Source organism: Seonamhaeicola sp. (genome assembly GCF_028281565.1).
Taxonomy (GTDB): Bacteria; Bacteroidota; Bacteroidia; order Flavobacteriales; family Flavobacteriaceae; genus Seonamhaeicola.
The window spans coordinates 20,203-39,523 of the sequence record NZ_JANQJQ010000013.1 but is presented as its reverse complement, the minus strand read 5'-3'; the positions used below and the strand labels follow the sequence as shown (position 1 = coordinate 39,523).

The window sequence follows — 19,321 nt, the reverse complement described above, 5'->3', positions numbered from 1 at the left end:
TTATGAAAATATGTGCTTTATTCTTTCAATATTTTTGTTTATATCCCTTGTATTTACAATATCTGAAAATTGTTTCTGCGCTATTTGGTTCGCTAATTTTTGGTCCTGTAGAACAGCTTTACTAGCCAAGGCAAATGAACTTAAATCTTTAAAGTGCGGATATACATAATCCATATTATTTAGGTTTTTATTTTCTCCTAAATAAAAATCCCAAAGCAGTATTGGTGTACCGGTAATGATTACATCTTGTCCGGCATAGCCAGCCGGTCTATTTAAATACCCTTGGAACCAGACCAAATCTATGTCATCAGCATTTAAAGTTTGTTTTATATCTTTTTGATGCCCTCTGAAAAAAACATTTTTATGCAAATCCAAATGATTTATGTACCTATCATATTCAGCTTCTTTATAATCTCCGGCACCGTACACGTGCAATTCTGTATCAGGCATATCTTTTAATAGTAAATGAAATGCATAAAAAAACGGATCCAAAGGTTTTGATTTACTTAATCTGGTAAATATGCCAATCCTTTTTACTTGATTATTCTTAAAAGACCATTTATTCATTGATGTGTCAATTGACAAACTCAAAGGAAAATGAATATGACTATAATCTGTAAACCCTTCAAACTCATATTCTATTTGTTCTTTTGTATCAAAAGGACTAATAAAGTTATACTTGTTATTTTTGTTGATATTACGATAATGTTCCCCCTGAAATCTGGCACTCATTATAAATATATTTTTCCTTCTATTATAATCAGCTAGAATGTAGTGCTCTATTTTTTTATAAGTGTATTCACCCATAAAAAAAACTTCTTTATAATCCTTTAAAAAAGTAGTTAATACGTTTGCATTTGTACTATTAATACTGAACAACCCTAATTTATTTAACAGTTTATTAAAAATTGTTTTTTTATAAGGTTTTATAATGTCTTTTAAAAAAATAATTTTTGTGTTTAAAGCCACATGCTTTTCATAGAAATAATCAGAAAAATGCCGCGAAGATTTTAAATCCAGAAGACACAATATAACAATCTCAATATTCTCTCTTTTAAGGGCACGATCAATTTCATACATTTCACGCTGGGCACCGCCATGATAAAAATCTGAAACAACAAACAGAATTTTAGACCTCATCAAAAAAATCTTTTATTTTAGAAACAATATAACGGACTTTTTCTAATTCTAAGTCGAAAAACAAAGGGAGTCTCAATAGTACGTCCGAATAACTATCTGAATATGGTAAAACCCTACCGTCATGTTTATTCAAAAAATAAGGCGATTTATGTAAACTTAAATAATGAAATACTGCATGAATTTTGTTCTTTCTTAAATGCCCTATTAGTGAATTACGCGCTTCATTAGTGCTACATAATATATAAAACAAGTGCGCATTATTTGTTGCGTATTCAGGTATGTAAGGCAACTTAATTTTACCTTGCTGTTCCAGGCTTTTTAAACCATTATAATAGGTATTCCAAATTTGCTTTCTGCAATCTTGAATGGTATCCAATTGTTCTAATTGCGCCCACAAAAAAGCTGCTATAACTTCTGACGGCAAAAATGATGAGCCAATATCAATCCATCCATATTTATCAACCTCACCCCTAAAAAAAGCTGAACGGTTTGTTCCTTTTTCCCAAATAATTTCTGCCCGTTCTATAAACCGTTCGTCATTTATGGCTAGTAACCCTCCTTCACCCGAAATAATATTTTTTGTTTCATGAAATGAAAATGTTGCTAAATGACCAATGCTCCCCAAAGGTCTTTCTTTATGAAAACTATCAATAGCCTGAGCAGCATCTTCAACAACAAATAAATCATGCTTCTTAGAAATACGCATTATTTCATCCATATCACAGGCAATACCGGCATAATGAACAACAACAATAGCTTTAGTTTTAGAAGTAATCAAATCTTCCAAACAATCGGCATTTATATTGGGGCTATTAAAATAAGAGTCGGCAAATTTTACTTTTGCTCCACGAAGTATAAAAGCATTTGCGGTTGATACAAAAGTAAAAGAAGGCATAATGACTTCATCTCCTTCTTTTATATCCAGTAATATAGCAGACATTTCTAAAGCATCAGTACAACTGGATGTTAACAATGCCTTTTTTATTTTAAACTTTCTTTCAAAAAAAGTTTGGCATTTCTTGGTAAAATCTCCATTACCTGAAATTTTTCCAGAAGCCACGGCTTCTTCAATATACAGCGTTTCTTTTCCTGTTAAAAAAGGCTTATTGAATGGTATCAACATCAAATACTATACTTTTGTGTTCTTACTGTTTGTATTATACAACGCTGTCCCAATATCTGAATATACACCATTAGGCACTGTATTTTTTTTAATTATAGCCCCGCCGCCAATTATACAATGGCTTTCTATAACCAGATTATCTCTAATTGTTGAATTTATTCCTAAAAAGCAATTATTCTTAATGGTTGTTCTACCAGACACTGTTGAACCCGGAGCCATAAAACTATGATCCATTAATTTTGAATGATGCGATAATATAGCACCACTCCACAAAACACAATTCTTACCCACCGTAGCATAAGGTTCAACCGTTACATTAGGAAAAATAAAAGAGTTCTCTCCTATGGCTTGCTCATCCCAAACATATGCCTTTGGATGTATATGGGTAATACATTCGTATTTCATTTCCTTTATTTCTAAAAACAATCGCTCTCTTACAGAATTGACTTTATTAGGACCAACCGCAACCAATACTTTAATATCATTAGGGCTATATAAGCTATGGATATCTTCAAAATTCATTATTGGCAATCCTTTGAACTCTTCAAGAGTTCTATAGGCTGCTTCTTCGGCAAAGCCAATTATTCGGTACTTTTCGGACAAATAATAAGATGCCATATCAGCATAATCACCCGTCCCAATAATTAGTAATTTTTCCATATTTACTTAGAGATATAGACCGTCATTTCATATAAATCGTATGAGTGATCAATAACAAATTTTCTTGATAATTTTTCTACAATAAACGCAGTTAAGTTAGAGATATTTGGGTAATAAAGCCTATCATAAGTCCAATCTACATGCTCAGACATACAATTAAACACAATTCCCTTTTTACTTTTTTCAAACATTTTCAACAGATTGTCATAAAAAAAGAGCTTCCAGTTTTCATTATCTGAATTTAATTTTGCATTAAATGTTCCGGAAGCAATAACATAATCAAATTGCTCATTGGATTGAAAAGTAAACAGATCACCCAAAACGGCGGTATTAGGACCAAATCTATTATTAGAGGAAGCCACCATTTCTTCGGTTATATCTAAGCCTTTATAATTACATTGTAACTTGTTTATTAAACAAAAATTCAAAAATTCACTACTCCCACATCCTACATCAAGAATAGTAGGGCTACTGTTAAAATCCATGTACTTAGAAATGATTTCAAACCTCAAGTATTGGGATGCTTTGTCTTTCCAATCCATACCTTGTGCCGTATGCCCGAAAGACTCAAATTTATCCTTATAATATTTCTTTATCTCTTGAAAATCCACCTCTATTTTTTAATATTTGTACTAATTAACATATCTTATTTTCAATGTAGCTCAAGGCATTTGGCCCTTCATTAAATAACAAATCCAATATGCTAACATGGTGTTCAAAGTTGCCAAACATTTGTCTATATTCCTTATAATCCGAATAATCTAAAAACTCAACTGAAATATTATTGCTTTCAAATAACTGTATATCCATATAAGACTTAGCTGCCGGCCCGGAAATGTAATGATTACAACTTAATTGCTGACATATTTGAATTAGCCTCTCATTTTTATCACCACTAAAAACCAGTTCCCTACTTCTTACTATTTTAGTTGTAATCCCTAAATATTCATTTATTCGTTTTATAAACGCCAAATTAATTTCAGATAAGTTATTGGAAATGAGATTTGCATACAATGGCCGCAATAAAGCTTCTATCTCTTTAAAATAGGACGCTCTGCTATAATTCTGTACTAAAGTTTTCCAATGTTTGACATACCAAAATTGTTGACTAACTTCTGCTTCATTAATTTTTTGTCCAAAATGCATTTTTACAGGAATAGTCAACCATTGGAGTCCTTGTTTTGTTTTAATTACATTTCTGTTTCTCCAATCATTTTTTGTGTACTGCATCTCGTCATAGATCACAAATACGTCTGCCTTATTTATAGCATCAAAATAGCCTTTCCAGGGAACGTAGTTTGATTGTAATACTAATAACTTCTTTTTCACAAAAACGGTTAAGTTTTAAAATTTGGTTTGGTAACAGAAAATTGCCTTTTAAGTTTCAAAAAATATCCTTCAAAATATTTAAACGATATATGACTGACCAAAATAGTCAAAAATATGGTCATTCCATAGAGTAAAAAATTATATATCAATACTTTATCATATTCGTTTATAATATGAACTAAAACTCCCAAGCTTGCATAAATTGCACCCCATTAAACCTGTTATAATCTTTATTCCCTACTAAACCAACATTTAAAATTCCTCAATAGGCTTTATCAAGGTTAATTCCGGCTTCTTATCCTTCCACAAAACAGAACCTGCATTTTGCCATGGTTTATGTAATTGTTTTGTTAAATAATCCTCCTCCCACTTCCAGTTTGGCAATTCTATTTTCTTGACTTTAACTTTAAAAACCGCATCAGTTAAATCAATGTTATTTTTATGGGCCCAATATGCGCTATAAGCAAATAGCCCATTTTTTAATTGTGTTTGATCAACTTCAGGGCTATTAACCCTATAGGACCAGTTAACCCAAACACTCCCTCTTAAATAGGTACCAACCATACCCTTTTCATTTATAATAGGTAATAACGTTTCTCCATTTGAATTGTCAACATAAGATATCGATAAAATATGGTTATATCCCTTAAAGTGATTATCCATAAATACAGGATGTTTTGTAATACCAAATGCTTTTGTTGAAAAGTTCATTAATGGGTAAGATACCGGATCAAAATAATCTTCTATTCCAATTTTCCCTATTAACTTATAAAGCTGTGGTCTAATGAAAGGAGACTGTAAAGTAACATTGATTTGAAAGAATGTCAGTATGATAAATACGGTCATCAACACTGACTTTTTATCCAGGTTAAATATTTGCTTTATAGAATAAAGATGTTCTCTGGGCTTAAAAATACTTATTTTACTTTTTAATCTATCCCAAAAGGATACAGGCAACATCAGTGTATACAATGTCATCATCCCAAAGGCAAAATTCGGTATTGGAAACTCTAGCAAAATTCCCACGTGTAACCCCATACCAATTATAAACATTGGTATTCTCATTTTTTTCATCCAAAATACGAAAAGAAACAAGGCTTCAAAAACAAAGGTTAAATATCCTAAAAACAACATGAATCCTTTTTGGTTTAACAGCCATTGATCATTAATGATGGTTATTTGTGGCAAAGAGGCAGGAAACCAAACTCCTAAACCGTTTATCCATATTTGAGATGTTATTTTATGAAAAACCGAATCAAAATAAACAAATGCAATACCAACCACTACAGGCAGATAATAATATAGTACTGAAACTTTTTGCTCTCTTTGTCCTTCCTTAAAAAAAATATTTTGGATAGTGAACGACCTGGACAAAGGCAACAAAATGGCTATAAAACTAATTCCAACATATACATAATGCATATGATATTCAAAATCTGTGAATGAAGAAAGTATGGTTACACAAAATATGTAATTGATTATTGTTAGTACTCTGGTAAACAGCCCCAATACAATACACACTAACACCACGAGCCAAATTAAAATAAAAAGAGACTCATTCGCCGAACTTAATTCTATATAAGGAATTGAATCAAAATAAAGGTGTCTGTACTTAAACAAATGAAGTACTTCAAAAAACAGATTTAAGAAAAAAGTTATTCTGAAAACTGATAAACCTGTGGCAGATATTTTTTTTTCGTATAGTTTATTAAACCATTTCATAAACACAGTTAATACGTTTTTAAACTCCAATCAAAATTAGGCCTTATAAGACCATTTATTTTACCCAAATAACCTGATTCTCTTTTTACATCTTTAACCTCAAAACTTAATATTTCTGTATCGGAAAATAAAGTAATCATACTGGCAGAATGCACATATAAATGTATCTGGTATACGTCATCGTTTAAAAATTGTGCCGGTATCCTACAGGACACCTCAGAGACCTTATTTACTGGGCATTCAAACTTGCTTCCTGAACCAAATATTACCTGATCTCGCGTATTTTTCAAATCATAGCCCACTGACAATGTTGACTCTTTTGTATCATTCTTTATTCTAAAGCATATATCAATATCTGATGTTATATCTATTATTTCTGTTTTTTTTGAGGCACTGGCATTTTCAACTGCGGCATAATACAATGATATACCATTTTGCGTTGGAATATTGTTTTCTGCTTCAAAATCCTGAATACGTTTAGAAAATGAATAGCTACTTAGATAAGTATTAATAGCCTCTGTTGGAGTTCCTTCACTAAAAATTTTACCATTCCTTAAAAGAAGAACTCTGGTACACAGACTTTCCACGGCAGCCATATTGTGACTCACAAATAAAACGGTTCTTCCTTCACCTTTACTTATATCCTGCATTTTACCAATAGCCTTTTTCTGGAATTCTGCGTCCCCTACGGTTAAAACTTCATCAATTATTAAAATATCAGGTTCTAGAAAAGCTGCTACAGCAAATGCCAGCCTAACGGTCATTCCGGATGAATACCTCTTTACCGGGGTATCGATATAACGTTGGCATCCGCTAAATTCTATGATTTCATCTATTTTTGAAGCAATCTCCTTCTTAGTCATTCCTAAAATAGCCCCATTCAGGTATATGTTCTCTCTACCGGTAAGTTCACTGTGAAAACCCGTTCCTACTTCTAACAATGATGCAACTGTTCCTTTAGATTTTACACTTCCGGTTGTGGGACTGGTAATTTTTGACAATATTTTTAGCAAGGTTGATTTACCGGCTCCGTTTTTACCTATAATTCCAAGTACTTCCCCCTGTTTTACTTCAAAATTTATATCTTGAAGTGCCCATACATAATTAGAACCTCCTTTTTCCTTTCTATTGTTTTCTTCTGCTATTTTAAGAAAAGGATCCTCTTTTCCCCTTATACCATACCACCAACGTTTTAGATCATCTTTAATGGTATTAGCACCAACCAATCCTAATCGGTATTGTTTACTTAAGTTCTCTATTTTTAGAATTACGTCATCCACTACAAAACAACTATACTTAAACTGTATCTATAAAATTCTTTTCTGTTTTATTAAACATAATTATGCCCATAAAAAAGATGCCTAAGGTAACGACAACTGTATAGATAAACATATTTATATTAAAACTACCCGTGTTTAACAACATGTACCGAACACTTTCTATGACAAACGTTAATGGATTGTATTCTATAATCCAAGCATAATCCGGTAACTTTTCCTTAAAATAAGAAACAGGATACATGACCGCCGAAAGATACATCAGTAATTGCAATCCAAATCCTATCAATATCTTTAAATCCCTGTATTTTGTTATTAAAGAGGAAATTATCATGCCTAAGCCCAGGCCTAGCATACCCATGACAATTATTATAAGAGGAAATAAAAAAGTATGGTTATTTAAGGAAATTTGATACCCTTGATTATAGTAATAAACAAAGAAACAGGTAAAAACAAGCAATTGAATTGCAAACCTGAGTAAATTGGAAATCACAACAGATAATGGCACTATGATACGTGGGAAATACACTTTTCCAAAAATTCCCGCATTTGCAGAAAATGTATTGGAAGTAGACATAAAGCATACCTTAAAATAGTTCCATATGGTAATTCCGGCCAAATTAAATAAAAATGGTGGTACAGCTCCTGTGGAAATATTCGCTACGTTGTTGAAAATTAAAGTAAAGATCAAAGATGTGAACAGGGGCTCAATTAGATACCAAAGAGGTCCCAATACGGTTTGTTTATATATTGTTACAATATCCCGCTTTACAAAAAGCAGTAACAAATCCCTGTAACGCCATACCTCTTTAAAATTGAAATCGATAAGTTTTCGTTTAGAGGAAATGGTAAACAGCCACTCGTTTGTATTATTCTTATTCAAAAACTTTACTATTAAATTTAAATATTAGCAGGCTTACTTTTTGAAAACAGATCTCAATTTTGCTAAAACCTTTGTTTTTGGACCTACGTCATCATGATACCCATTGGCATAATTACCATAACCATAGCCGTATCCATAACCGTATCCATAACCGTATCCGTATTTAGCTTTCTGATCATAGCCGTTATAAACAATACTTATATTTTGTATTTGTTTGTTTTTATATTTTTCGTTAATGAAATTCAGCATCCCCTTTTTAGTGTAGTCTTGCCTTACCATATATAAAGAGGTATCCACGTAATCAAACAACTCCATAGCATCAGCTACAAGACCCATAGGAGGCGTATCTAAAACAATATAATCATACTGCTTTTTCAAAATCCCTATTAATTCACCAAGCCTGGAATTTATTAGTAACTCCGATGGGTTGGGAGGAATTGGTCCCGAAGTAATGACATCTAAAAACTCCACATCGGTTTTTTGAACAACAGTATCCAAAGATTCCTGGCCTATTAAATAATTAACTACGCCGATATCATTTTTAATATTAAAGTCGCCAAATATCTTAGGCTTTCTCAAATCCAGTCCAACTAATACCGTCTTTTTTCCACTTAAAGCAAAAACCGTCGCAATATTAATGGAACAAAATGTTTTCCCTTCCCCACTTACTGAAGACGTAACCAAAAGTGTCTTAGCGCCTTCTAAATTTTTAGATTTATAAAAATATTGAAGGTTAGAACGAATCGATCTAAAGGCTTCCGCCACTGCCGACTTTGGCTTTCTATGAACAATTAAGTTATCATTCAAAGGGTTTTTACCTATGACCCCTAAAATTGGAATAGGTGATAATTGTTCAATATCCATAGGGCTATGGATACTATTATCTAAAAAAGTAAGTATAAATGCCAATAACAACGGAACGAGCAAGGCTGCAAAGAAGGCAAAAATGTAACGGATATTTAAATTCCTTCCTAAAACCTGAGCTCCGGTATTCTTTGCGGAATCTATTATTAAAATATCAGATACATTTGATGCTTTTATAATTTCTGCCTCACCACGCTTAGCCAAAAACACATTATAAGTTTGCTCACTCAAAGAGTATTGGCGCTCAATAGTTATCAAACGTTGTTGATCTTCCGGCAACTTACTGAACTGAGATTCAACCCTGCTCAATCTGCCATTTACTAATTTAAGTTCTCTGTTTAAAACATCAGTTGCCGCCTTAATATTTTCAAGCAACACATTTTTTAGGCCTTCGATTTGTCTGTTTAAATCATTAAAAATAGTGGCGTCGCTTCTCACTGAATACTGCAGCTTAGATTTTTGAACAGAAAGTTCATTAATTTTTGCTACATTATTCAAAATATTGCCATCTGATATGCCTGCAATTGAAGGTGCCGGAATTTCCGTGAATGAACTACTGGCAGCCAAATAATTCTCAAGATTAGAGTAATAGTTTAACTGTCTGTTTATGCCTTCTTTTTCCGAATCCAACTCTGTTAATTTTTGATTCAATAAGACACTTTCATCATCCAAACTATAGAATTTATTCTTTTTTCTGTAATCATTTAAGTCTTCCGCATTTTTACTTAATTCATTTTTCACTCTGGATATTTGCTCATCTATAAATTTAATGGCATTTGTAGCGTATTGATTCTTTCTATTCAATTGATCTTCTCTTAAAACAGCTACTACCGTATTTAAATAATCAACAATTTTTTCGGTGTTTTTATCTATTAAAGCAATATCCAGAATAGGGGAATTAGCAGCGTTAGAAACCGATGTTCTTCCTTTATAACTGGCAACTACACCGTCAAAATTATTAAACTGAACAAAATAGCTTGAGTTAGGGGTCACTGTACGGTTTTCAGCTAAAACAACAGTTCCTTTTAAAAAGGGTAATTCTAGAGCCTCCCCTATTTTAAATTGCCTTTTAAAAATGCCGGGAGCTACATCAACTGTTTCTGTTTTTTTTGTCACATAATTTTGAGCTGCTGCCGTATTACCTGTAAATTCAATTTCCAGTTCATACGTATCATCACTTAAAAAAGTTATTTTAATGGGTTTCCCTATTAGTTGAGCAAAGTTATAATCATGGTTAAATCTAAAAGGTGCTGATTTATAGATGTCTTGCTTTCTGAATCTACCCTGTCTTAAATAACTCTTATAAAACTCCAAGCGCTCTACTACCTTTTCATGATGCGAACGTGATTTAAGGGTTACCACCATGGTTTGAACCTTGGCCGTAACGCCTCCCCAATTAAAGGTTAAACTGGCATTTGAAGTAAACAGGGGGTTACTATCGTCTTCAACAGATATTTTAGTTCCAAGGCGATAGGAAAACTCCTCTCTAATATTCTTTTGATACACATAAAAAATAGCCACGGCAAGAAGTAATACAAACAACTTCCAATAGCTTAAAGCCCTGAATAAAAACTTTTTGATATCAAAACTTGAACCAGATTCGGATATTTCAAACTCGTCTGTCATAATTTTACCATTAAAGATTTCGAGTTAAGAAATAAGTAGACACTAACACCGAAAAAATAGAAGCCACAGTGGTTATGGTTTGAGAGGCTGTTTCTCCCGCTCCTATAGCTTTACGTTTTAAAGGTTTCACCAAAATCATATCATTTGGTTGAATAAAATAATAAGGCGATTTCATAGCTGCAACATCGGTCAAATCTATATGGTGGATCTTCTGACTATCAGGATATTGCCTGATTACCAAAACATCTGTTCTATCACCGGTTGTTTTAATATCACCGGCATTAGCAAGGGCTTCAATAATATTGACCCTGTCCTGATATAAGGTATAAACACCTGTTCCCCCAACCTCTCCGGTTACCGTATATCTCAATCCGGCTAACTTAACGGTCACAAATATTTCAGCCGTTTCCTTAAAATATTGATTCAATAATTCGGTTTTAACCTTCTCTTCAATTTCTTTAATTGTAAAACCAAGAACATTTATTTCACCTAAAATAGGGAACTTTATGTTGCCATGTAAATCAACAGTAAACCCGTTAAAATAAAGTGAAGACTGACCTTGTTGAGCCGCATTTACTCCAGTGGCTCCAACAGGATTAAAAATGCTGACTAGTTCCTCGTCCAGTGCTTTTACATTAATACTTAAAATATCATTTACCTGAACCCTGTAAGGCTTGGAAAGTTCTTTAATCTGAAGCGAATCATTGGCAATGGTTCCTTTATCCTGGAGGTAAACAATGTCTTTATTTGTAATACAGGAACTGAGTAACAAACTAAACAATGCAATACAAAACCAAAATTGATGTTTCATTCAAAGCAATTTGAGTTATCGCAAATATAGTTTTTCATCGTGAATAATAAAACTTTAATCGGATTTTATAGTTTTTTGTTCTTTATTTGCAAAAAGCAGGATTTTGAATTATTTAACAGTAGAAAACATATCGAAATCATTTGGTGAATTGGTGCTTTTTGAAGACCTGTCCCTTAGTGTCCATAAAGACCAGAAAATAGCCTTTGTTGCCAAAAATGGCACCGGAAAAACGTCTATTTTAAATATACTGTCCGGTGATGACGAACCTGATTCCGGCAATGTTATTTACAGAAAAGGTATTAAGGTTTCCTTTTTATCCCAGGATCCTAAATTCGATAATAATCTAACTATTGAGGAAACCATTTTCACAGGAAACAATCCCATCCTGAAAATAATTGGCAATTACGAACAAGCCCTTTTAAATCCTGAAGACACCGAAGGGTATCAAAAGGCTTTTGAGGCTATGGAGCAACATCATGCCTGGGATTTTGAAACGCAATACAAGCAAATACTTTTCAAATTAAAACTTGAAGAACTGGATCAAAAAGTAGGTTTGCTATCCGGCGGGCAAAAAAAGCGGTTATCGCTGGCTAATGCCTTAATTAACAAACCCGATCTACTTATTCTTGATGAGCCTACAAACCATTTGGATCTGGAAATGATCGAATGGTTGGAAGCCTTTTTTGCCAAAGAAAATATCACGTTGTTCATGGTCACTCACGACCGCTATTTTTTAGAGCGTGTTTGCAATGAGATCATTGAATTGGATGAGGGTAAACTCTACAGCTATAAAGGGAACTACTCTTATTACCTGGAAAAGCGGGATGAAAGAAAAGAGCGTGAAGCTGTGGAAGCCGGAAAGACTAAACAACTCTTTAAAAAGGAGTTGGAATGGATGCGCAGGCAACCCAAAGCCCGCACCACCAAATCGAAATCCAGAATTGACGATTTCTTCGAAATAAAACATAAAGCCCATCAACGCAGGAAAGAGTATCAGGTTCAGTTAGAACTTAATATGGAGCGCTTAGGCAGCAAGATCATTGAATTCCATAATGTTTCCAAAGCGTTTGAAGATAAAACCATTCTTAAAGGGTTTGACTACACCTTCAAAAAGGGCGAACGTATTGGTATTATTGGTAAAAACGGTACCGGTAAGACCACGTTCTTAAATATTTTAACTCAAACGGCGCAACCGGATTCCGGAAAAGTAGTCAAAGGGGATACTGTTAAGTTTGGCTATTACACGCAGGATGGTATTACTATTAAACCAGAGCAAAAAGTTATTGACGTTATCAGGGAGTTTGGCGATTATATTCCTTTAAAAAAAGGACGGCAAATCAGTGTACAACAATTATTGGAACGGTTTTTATTCAGCAGAAAAAAACAATATGATTTTGTTGAAAAACTAAGCGGAGGTGAACGCAAACGTTTATATTTATGTACGGTTTTAATTCAAAACCCCAACTTTTTAATTCTTGATGAGCCTACCAATGATCTGGACATTGTCACTCTAAATGTATTGGAAAGTTTTCTTTTGGACTTCCCCGGGTGTATTATTGTAGTATCGCACGATCGGTATTTTATGGATAAGGTTGTTGACCATTTATTTGTATTTAAGGGCGATGGTATTATTGAAGACTTTCCTGGAAATTACACGGATTATCGCGTTTATGAGGATAGTCAGCCGGTAGTTCCGAAAGCTTCCGAAGACAAAAAGGAAAAACAGTCCTGGAAACAGAACGAAGCCTCAAAATTGTCCTATAACGAAGAAAAAGAACTTAAGAATATTGAAAGTAAACTAAAGTCTTTGGCTTATGATAAAAAGCAGCTGGAAGATAAGTTTCTCAATCCCGATTTATCACAAGACGATATCAATAAACTGTCTGAAGAACTTCAGGGTATTATTGAGACTATTGAAGCTAAAGAAGAGCGTTGGTTTGAGTTATCTGAAAAACTGGAAGGGTGATGTGCTCACTAAGGTGCAAAATAAAGACCGAGGACAGAAGACAGAGGACGGAAGACAGAAGACCGAGGACAGAAGACCAAAGACCGAGGACGGAAAACGGAAGACGGAAGATCGAAGCATGAGATTTGATTTAAAATATTAGGACATTGAAACTTTAAACCCTAAACTCGGAACTCGGAACTCGGAACTCGGAACTTAAGATATGTATCAAGTCGTTCAATACATAAAATTCTTATTCAAATCCACCAACCAACATGGCGTGCACTCCCCTTTTGTTTATGATTTAGTCACAAAGTGCTTTTATGACAGGCAGAAGTATTCGGAATATGATAACCTCAAAGAATACCGCACGCAACTTCTAAAAAACAAAAACCTTATAAATGTCAACGATTTAGGCCCGGGCTCAAAAAAAACTAAAGACAATGAACGACGCGTTTGTGATATAGCCAAAACATCCGGGACTACTCTAAAAAGGGCTAAACTTTTATTTAGATTATCGAACTATTTTAAACCGAATAACATTTTAGAACTTGGCACCTCGCTAGGCATTGCAACACAAGCTTTAAGTTTGGGACATTCGGACGCAAACATTATAAGCATAGAAGGCTGCTCAAATATTTCAGAGTTTTCAAAAAACAGGTTAAGCGAATTATCGAATATTGAAATTAAAACGGGGAACTTTAATACTGTTTTACCCAATTTAACAAAGAACCGCTACGACCTTGTTTTCTTTGACGGCAACCATCAAAAAGAGGCTACCCTAAATTATTTTGAAACGCTTTTACCTGCTGCTAACAACCATACCGTATTTATCTTTGACGATATTTATTGGTCCAAAGGCATGACCGAAGCCTGGGAAACCATCAAACAACACCCTAAAGTAACGGTTACCATCGATACCTTCTATTGGGGGTTTGTGTTTTTTAGAAAAGAACAGGCTAAAGAACACTTTACGATAAGAGTATGATCGTTTAGTTGTTAAGTCCTTTAGCTATTATTAAGAGATTAGGCTCAAAAAACTTTTAACTTTTAACTTTTAACTTTTAACTTGCGTAGCATGAAAATATATACTAAAACAGGCGATAAAGGCACCACAGCACTATTCGGCGGCACACGTGTACCAAAATATCATATTCGTATTGAGAGTTATGGAACGGTTGATGAACTAAATTCTCATATAGGCTTAATCAGAGATCAGGATATTGACCAACATTATAAAGAGGTGCTTATTGACGTTCAGCACAAACTCTTTACTATAGGGGCTATTCTGGCTACCGATCCGGAAAAGGCCATTTTAAAAAGCGGCAAGGAACGCTTAAACATCGATAAGATCTCTAATGACGATATCCAGCAGTTAGAGCATGAAATGGATGCCATGAACGAAGTGTTACCCGTAATGACCCATTTTGTATTACCCGGCGGACATCAAACGGTGTCATTCTGTCACGTAGCACGCTGTGTTTGCCGCAGAGCCGAACGTTTAGCGACTGCCCTTAACGAAACAGACCCTATAGAATCTAACGCTTTAATATACTTAAACCGCCTTTCTGACTACCTTTTTGTATTGGCACGAAAGTTGACACAGGACTTACAAGCAAATGAAGTTAAATGGATTCCTGAGAAACGGTAAGTTTGAAGCTTGAAGCTTGAAGACCGAAGTTTGAAACGTGAAGTTCTGAAACTGAATATCGCAGACAGGTTCGCGTTAGGGATTGTAACGGCATCCTTTGTGCGAAACCTTACAAATGAGAAACTTCTTGTTCCGGGAGGAAACTAACCTGCAGTGAGATCCCGAAACAAGTTCGGGACTGCTTCGCAGAAAGATATAGTGGAAAGCCCGACCTGAAAGGGAACGCCCAAAAATTTATTTGCAAAAGTATGAACCTTGTAAAAGTAAAATAGCAAACGTTTAGAAGGCCTCAGAATACGCTCTTTTAATTAATGATAAAAGGAAAATGAAATAATTCAATTTTTTCTTGCACGTTTAAACTAAAAAATTATTTTTGCAAAAAAATTAAACCTATAAGAAATGTATTGGACTTTAGAACTAGCATCTTATTTAAGTGATGCCCCCTGGCCGGCTACCAAAGACGAATTAATTGATTACGCCATTAGAACCGGTGCTCCTTTGGAAGTTGTTGAAAATTTACAGTCTATAGAGGATGAAGGAGATTCGTATGATTCTATTGAAGAGATCTGGTCTGATTATCCAACAGATGAAGATTATCTCTGGAATGAAGATGAATATTAAATAAAAGCATAAAGCATAGTTAAAAAGTCTCTGTTCGAGGCTTTTTTTTTATTCTGAACGCTCCAAAACACCAAACAAAATGTATCTTTGAATACGTTTCAGGATACACCAAAAAGTAAACAAAAACATCCCGGGGAAACCCGGTTAAAATATATAAAACATAAAACCATGAGTTTTTTAAATTCTGTCTTAAAAGTATTTGTAGGAGACAAATCTAAACAGGACGTTAAGGCTTTAATGCCACTTGTTGAAAAAGTAAAAACCTTTGAGTCTGCTTTAGAAGAGTTATCGCATGACGAACTAAGACATAAAACAGCCGAGTTTAAAGATAAAATAGCACAAGCTACTAAAGATCTGAACGACCAGATAACAAAGCTTACGGAAGAAGCTGAAAATACCGAAGACATTGACAGACGTGAAGATATCTACCAGGATATTGACAAATTACACGATGATGTATACACCACTACTGAAGACGTTTTAAACGATATATTACCAGAAGCGTTTGCCGTGGTGAAAGAAACGGCTAAACGCTTTGTAAACAATACATCCATTACCGTAAAGGCTACCACTTTTGACAGGGAACTTTCAGGAACCAAGGATTATATTACCCTGGAAGGTGATGATGCCACCTGGGCCAATTCCTGGGATGCAGCCGGGAAGCCTATTACCTGGGACATGATCCACTATGATGTGCAGTTAATTGGAGGTATTGCCTTGCATCAGGGTAAAATTGCCGAAATGCAAACGGGTGAAGGTAAAACCCTGGTGGCCACCTTGCCTGTATACTTAAATGCCCTTTCCGGTAAAGGGGTGCACCTGGTAACCGTGAATGACTACCTGGCAAAACGTGATAGCGCGTGGATGGCCCCTATTTTTGAGTTTCACGGATTGAGTGTGGATTGTATAGATTACCACCAACCTAACTCTGAAGCGCGTAAAAAAGCCTATAACGCGGATATTACCTATGGAACCAATAACGAATTTGGTTTCGATTACCTGCGTGATAATATGGCGCATTCGCCGGATGATTTAGTACAACGCCCACACCACTACGCTATTGTAGATGAGGTGGATTCCGTATTGGTTGATGATGCCCGTACACCGTTAATTATTTCCGGCCCTATTCCAAAAGGGGACCACCATGAATTCAACGAACTAAAACCAAAGGTTGATAGTATTGTAGGTGTTCAGCGTAAATATTTAACCGGTGTTTTAGCCGAAGCAAAAAGATTGATCAAGGAAGGCGACAGTAAAGAAGGTGGTTTCCAGTTGTTGCGTGTTTATCGTGGTATGCCAAAGAATAAAGCCCTTATCAAGTTCTTATCAGAAGAAGGTGTTAAAATGCTCTTGCAGAAAACCGAAAACTTCTACATGCAAGATAACAACCGTGAAATGCCTAAGGTTGATGCCGAATTATACTATGTGATCGATGAAAAAAATAACCAGGTAGAACTATCCGATAAAGGAGTTGAGTACTTATCAGGTAAAGACGATCCTAACTTTTTTGTAATGCCTGAAATCGGGATGGAAATTGCAAAAATTGAAAGCCAGGGGTTATCCCCTGAAGAGGAAGCCGACCTTAAAGAAGAGCTTTTCAAAGAATTTGGCGTGAAATCCGAGCGTATTCATACCTTAAACCAATTGCTTAAGGCTTACGCGCTGTTTGAAAAGGACACGCAGTATGTTGTTATTGACAATAAGGTGATGATCGTGGATGAGCAAACGGGCCGTATTATGGACGGACGTCGTTATAGTGATGGTTTACACCAGGCTATTGAGGCTAAGGAGAATGTAAAGATTGAAGATGCTACCCAGACCTTTGCTACAGTAACCCTGCAGAATTACTTTAGAATGTACCGCAAATTATCGGGTATGACGGGTACGGCGGTTACGGAAGCCGGTGAGTTCTGGGAGATCTACAAACTGGATGTGGTTGAAATTCCAACAAACAAACCTATTGCAAGAGATGACCGTGAGGATTTAGTTTACAAAACCAAACGTGAAAAATATAACGCCGTCATTGATGAAGTGACCCAATTATCTAAGGCAGGTCGCCCGGTATTGATCGGTACAACGTCGGTTGAGATCTCAGAGTTATTAGGAAAAATGTTAAGCATTAGAAAAATTCCTCATAACGTACTGAATGCAAAACAACATAAAAAAGAGGCCGAAATTGTGGACCAGGCCGGTAGAAGCGGACAGGTAACCATTGCCACCAATATGGCAGGCCGTGGTACGGATATTAAATTAACCGATGAAGTTAAAGAAGCCGGAGGTTTAGCCATTGTGGGTACCGAGCGTCATGATTCACGCCGTGTAGACCGCCAGTTGCGTGGTCGTGCCGGTCGTCAGGGAGATGTGGGTAGTTCGCAATTCTATGTGTCGTTGGAAGATAACTTAATGCGACTCTTTGGTAGTGAACGTATTGCCAAAATGATGGATAGAATGGGCCTAAAAGAAGGTGAAGTGATCCAGCATTCCATGATCTCCAAATCTATTGAGCGTGCCCAGAAAAAAGTAGAAGAAAACAACTTTGGGGTTCGTAAGCGTTTATTGGAATATGATGATGTGATGAATGCCCAGCGTGAGGTAGTTTACAAGCGTCGCCGTCACGCATTGCATGGCGAACGCCTTCGTGTGGATTTAGCGAATATGATCTTCGATACTTCGGAAGGTATTGCTCAAACCAATAAAGGCGCTAATGATTATAAGAATTTTGAATTTGAATTGATCCGTTATTTCTCCATGAGCTCCCCTATTACCGAGGCAGAATTTGGTAGTTTATCAGAGCAGGAAATAACCTCGATCATTTACAAAGCAGCCTTTGAGCATTATCGTGAAAAAATGGAGCGCAATGCAGACATTGCTTTCCCGGTGATCAAAAATGTGTATGAAACCCAACGTGATAAATACAAACGCATCGTGGTACCATTTACCGATGGTGTAAAAAGCTTAAATGTGGTTACCGACCTTGAAAAAGCTTATGAAACCAATGGTAAACAATTAATAACCGATTTTGAAAAGAACATCACCTTAGCCATTATTGATGATGCCTGGAAAACGCATTTGCGTAAAATGGATGAGTTAAAGCAATCGGTGCAATTGGCGGTTCATGAGCAAAAAGATCCGTTATTGATCTATAAGTTCGAGGCTTTTGAGTTGTTCAAAGCCATGATAGACCAGGTGAATAAAGATGTGATCTCGTTCTTATTTAAAGGGGAACTACCTCAGGAAACGCAAAATAATATCCAGGAGGCCCGGGCCAGAAAACAGGAAAAGGTTCAGACTACCAAAGAGGAAATTCCTAACCTGGATGAGCGTACGGCTCAAAACAGGGCTGCCGGCAACACACAACGCCAGCAACAGGTAGTAGAAACCATTGTACGCGACAAGCCAAAAATTGGACGTAATGACCGTGTGACTATCAAACACGTCATTAACGGTGAAAACAAAACCTTAAAGTACAAACAGGCCGAACCCTTAATTGCCAAAGGTGATTGGGTTCTGGTTGATGAATAATGTCATGCTGAACATAGTGAAGCATTTTATATAATTGAGATTCTTCGCTGCGCTCAGAATGACAAAAAACTCCCGATAATGAATTATCGGGAGTTTTTTGTATATACATTTGGATAAACTTGACTTTGTACGAAAATTTAGCTAATT

The 19,321-nt window shown here is 35.4% G+C and carries 15 protein-coding genes; 5 read left to right on the top strand and 10 right to left on the bottom strand.

Annotation, left to right across the window (positions count from 1 at the left end):
- From Q0983_RS05535 to Q0983_RS05490, 10 genes are all read right to left on the bottom strand, one after another.
- Positions 1-1,140 (bottom strand): hypothetical protein, encoded by a 1,140-nt coding sequence (locus Q0983_RS05535; RefSeq protein WP_299550020.1) that lies wholly within the window; start codon positions 1,138-1,140, stop codon positions 1-3.
- Positions 1,130-2,263: a dTDP-4-amino-4,6-dideoxygalactose transaminase gene (gene rffA / locus Q0983_RS05530; protein ID WP_299550017.1), complete on the bottom strand. Its 1,134-nt coding sequence runs from the start codon at positions 2,261-2,263 to the stop codon at positions 1,130-1,132. The genes Q0983_RS05535 and rffA overlap by 11 nt, the downstream gene beginning before the upstream one ends.
- A 6-nt stretch (positions 2,264-2,269) precedes the next feature.
- Positions 2,270-2,923 (bottom strand): acetyltransferase, encoded by a 654-nt coding sequence (locus Q0983_RS05525; protein WP_299550014.1) that lies wholly within the window; start codon positions 2,921-2,923, stop codon positions 2,270-2,272.
- Positions 2,924-2,925: 2 nt separating this feature from the next.
- A complete protein-coding gene (locus Q0983_RS05520; protein ID WP_299550011.1) occupies positions 2,926-3,534 on the bottom strand; it encodes a class I SAM-dependent methyltransferase in 609 nt (202 codons plus the stop codon).
- Positions 3,535-3,559: 25 nt separating this feature from the next.
- Positions 3,560-4,252: a WbqC family protein gene (locus Q0983_RS05515; RefSeq protein WP_299550009.1), complete on the bottom strand. Its 693-nt coding sequence runs from the start codon at positions 4,250-4,252 to the stop codon at positions 3,560-3,562.
- A 252-nt stretch (positions 4,253-4,504) separates the two neighbouring features.
- Positions 4,505-5,974, bottom strand: coding sequence for an HTTM domain-containing protein (locus tag Q0983_RS05510; RefSeq protein ID WP_299550007.1), 1,470 nt, complete (start codon positions 5,972-5,974; stop codon positions 4,505-4,507).
- 8 nt (positions 5,975-5,982) lie between these two features.
- Positions 5,983-7,254, bottom strand: coding sequence for an ABC transporter ATP-binding protein (locus Q0983_RS05505; protein WP_299549989.1), 1,272 nt, complete (start codon positions 7,252-7,254; stop codon positions 5,983-5,985).
- A gap of 16 nt (positions 7,255-7,270) precedes the next feature.
- Positions 7,271-8,134, bottom strand: coding sequence for an ABC transporter permease (locus Q0983_RS05500; RefSeq protein ID WP_299549986.1), 864 nt, complete (start codon positions 8,132-8,134; stop codon positions 7,271-7,273).
- A gap of 33 nt (positions 8,135-8,167) precedes the next feature.
- Positions 8,168-10,624: a tyrosine-protein kinase gene (locus Q0983_RS05495; protein ID WP_299549983.1), complete on the bottom strand. Its 2,457-nt coding sequence runs from the start codon at positions 10,622-10,624 to the stop codon at positions 8,168-8,170.
- A 10-nt stretch (positions 10,625-10,634) separates the two neighbouring features.
- Positions 10,635-11,435 carry a polysaccharide biosynthesis/export family protein gene (locus Q0983_RS05490; protein ID WP_299549980.1) on the bottom strand — a complete coding sequence of 267 codons (801 nt, stop codon included), beginning with the start codon at positions 11,433-11,435 and terminating at the stop codon, positions 10,635-10,637.
- Between the two features lie 103 nt (positions 11,436-11,538).
- Here Q0983_RS05490 and Q0983_RS05485 point away from each other — a divergent pair, with 103 nt between their 5' ends.
- The 5 genes from Q0983_RS05485 to secA all read left to right on the top strand — a co-directional run bounded on the left by Q0983_RS05485 (position 11,539) and on the right by secA (position 19,174).
- On the top strand, positions 11,539-13,401 hold the full coding sequence (locus Q0983_RS05485; RefSeq protein WP_299549977.1) for an ABC-F family ATP-binding cassette domain-containing protein: 1,863 nt from the start codon (positions 11,539-11,541) through the stop codon (positions 13,399-13,401).
- A gap of 202 nt (positions 13,402-13,603) precedes the next feature.
- Positions 13,604-14,368, top strand: a complete 765-nt coding sequence (locus tag Q0983_RS05480; protein WP_299549974.1) for a class I SAM-dependent methyltransferase — start codon at positions 13,604-13,606, stop codon at positions 14,366-14,368.
- A gap of 90 nt (positions 14,369-14,458) precedes the next feature.
- On the top strand, positions 14,459-15,031 hold the full coding sequence (locus Q0983_RS05475) for a cob(I)yrinic acid a,c-diamide adenosyltransferase (RefSeq protein WP_299549971.1): 573 nt from the start codon (positions 14,459-14,461) through the stop codon (positions 15,029-15,031).
- 399 nt (positions 15,032-15,430) lie between these two features.
- Complete coding sequence (locus Q0983_RS05470) at positions 15,431-15,652, top strand: DUF2795 domain-containing protein (RefSeq protein WP_019387375.1); 222 nt, start codon at positions 15,431-15,433, stop codon at positions 15,650-15,652.
- A 168-nt stretch (positions 15,653-15,820) separates the two neighbouring features.
- Positions 15,821-19,174, top strand: a complete 3,354-nt coding sequence (gene secA / locus Q0983_RS05465) for a preprotein translocase subunit SecA (protein WP_299549968.1) — start codon at positions 15,821-15,823, stop codon at positions 19,172-19,174.
- The last annotated feature ends 147 nt before the right edge of the window (positions 19,175-19,321 follow it).